Source organism: Phaeobacter sp. CAU 1743, from assembly GCF_039839315.1.
Taxonomy (GTDB): domain Bacteria; phylum Pseudomonadota; class Alphaproteobacteria; order Rhodobacterales; family Rhodobacteraceae; genus Phycobacter; species Phycobacter gallaeciensis_A.
The window spans coordinates 1-2,178 of record NZ_JBDOQR010000171.1; the positions used below are offsets into that span (position 1 = coordinate 1).

Here is a 2,178-nt window from a genome sequence, read left to right on the forward strand (position 1 = left end):
TTTCTTCTTCATTGACTGGCGTAGCGCAGGAAAGGCGGGCTGTTTGGGCATCGGCGGGCATCCTTCAAGGTCCCGCTCAGTCTACCGCAACCCGCTCAGAGCACGAGGTTTTTCAGACTTTCCTTAAGCAGAATATCGAAACGCTGGGACAAGAGCTTGCCAGTGGGAAGCTTGCCGATATTACCAGCAGGCTGGGTGGCGATTTCACCTATCTTTCTGATATCGAGACCAACCTGACCCGTCTGGACAGTCACGAGATTGCCACCAATGAGGCAAGGCTTTTTTCAACGGGAATGCAGAGTAGTCTGGACCGAATTCAGACGTCGGTGCAATCCATGCGGGACGATCTGTTCTCTCTGATGCCCACGCTCAGAGCTGACGATGCCAAGCGTTTCGGCGATGAGGGACGCGGCGAGCTGGTGACCACGATCAACAAACTTAATGCCTGGACCGGCGGGCGCAGCCTGTTTGCGGGCACGGCCACGGCCACATCGCCACTGAACAGTGCGGATACGCTGATGACCGAACTGGTGTCCGAGGTTTCGGGGTTGACGACCGCTACGGATATCATTCAGGCCGTGAAGGATTGGTTCGCCGATCCGGGTGGATTTGATGACGCCATGTATGTGGGCTCCACCAATGATCTTTCACCGGTTGAAGTCGCCGACGGGGAAACCGTATCGCTCGCCCTTCGCGCGGACGATCCTGCCCTGAAGCATCCGCTGCAAAGCTTTGCGATTGCCGCTCTGATCAACGAAAGTGCGCTGGGGTTGAGCGATGCCACCAGGGTTGACCTTGCAAAAGCGACGGCGCTCGAACTTTCTGACAGCAATGAGCAGCTGATTGATAAACAAGCGGGCATTGGCTTTATCGAGTCCCAACTGGATCGTGTGAGCAGCCGCAATACTGCGACAAAGACCAGCCTAAGTATTGCGAAGAACAACCTGGTTTCGGCCGACCCCTACGAGACGTATACGCGTCTTGAAGAGGCTCAATTGCAGTTGGAAAGCCTCTACTCCGTGACGGCCCGCAGCTCCCAACTGTCGCTGCTGAGGTATATGTCATGATGAAATTTCTGCGTCTCCTCGTCGCTTGTCTCCTTCTTCCTGCCGTGGCTCAGGCCAGCGCGATCCGGCTGAAGGATCTGGTGGAATTTGACGGCGTGCGCGGCAATGATCTGGTCGGCTACGGCTTGGTTGTGGGGCTTGATGGCACAGGGGATGGCCTGCGCAATTCGCCCTTCACCGAAGAAATCATGACGAACATTCTGGAACGCCTGGGCGTCAACGTGACGGGTGAACAATTCCGTCCGAAGAACGTGGCCGCGGTGTTTGTGACGGCAACCCTGCCACCGTTTGCGCGGGTCGGCGCCAATGTCGATGTGACGGTCTCGGCTATCGGCGATTCCAAAAGCCTGATGGGCGGCACCCTGATCATGACGCCGCTGAATGCGGCTGACGGTCAGATCTACGCCGTGGCCCAGGGGACCATCCTGGCCGGCGGCACCGTCGCCGAGGGAGAGGCCGCTACGGTGACGCAGGGCGTGCCGACCGCCGGGGTGATTCCGGCTGGTGGCCGGGTCGAGCGGGAGATCGATTTTGATCTGTCCTCTCTGTCTTCCATGCGGCTGGCGTTGCGCGAACCTGATTTCACCACCGCAGGCCGGATCGAACGGGCCATCAACGCTGAATTCGGCCGTAGCGTCGCTCTGATGCGGGATTCGGGCACAGTTGAGGTGGATATCCAGCGCACCCGTGCGCGCTCCACCGCCCATGCGGTTGGACGTATCGAAAACATCCTTGTCGAGCCGCAGCGCAAGGCGCGGGTGGTCATTGACCAGGCGTCGGGTACGATCGTCATGGGCAGCGACGTGCGGATCTCGCGGGTGGCCGTGGCTCAGGGTAATCTGACCCTCCGGATCGAAGAGGCGCCGCTTGTGGTGCAGCCCAACCCGTTCGGCAATGGGGACTCGGTTGTCGTGCCGCGCACCGGTGCTGCCATCGAAGAGGAAGAGGGCATCCAGCTGGCCGAGGTTCCCGAAAGCACATCCTTGTCTGAGAGCCCGATTTGAAACTAATTGAGTGAGTTCAGGAGGTTGTGTTTCTGTTCGGGTACGACACTGAACGGAGACCACGATGGCCTGGACCGAACTCACCCGCAGCCAGCATGCCCGTGAGG

At 59.2% G+C, this 2,178-nt stretch carries 1 protein-coding gene and 1 pseudogene; both read left to right on the forward strand.

What is annotated here, in order from left to right; translation table 11 throughout:
* On the forward strand, positions 1-1,067 hold a 1,067-nt coding region (locus tag AAFO90_RS24695; RefSeq protein WP_347511163.1), incomplete at its 5' end, for a flagellin.
* A pseudogene (locus AAFO90_RS24700) lies at positions 1,064-2,059 on the forward strand (flagellar basal body P-ring protein FlgI); the annotation flags it as partial. The gene AAFO90_RS24695 and the pseudogene AAFO90_RS24700, both read left to right, overlap by 4 nt.
* Positions 2,060-2,178: the final 119 nt, after the last annotated feature.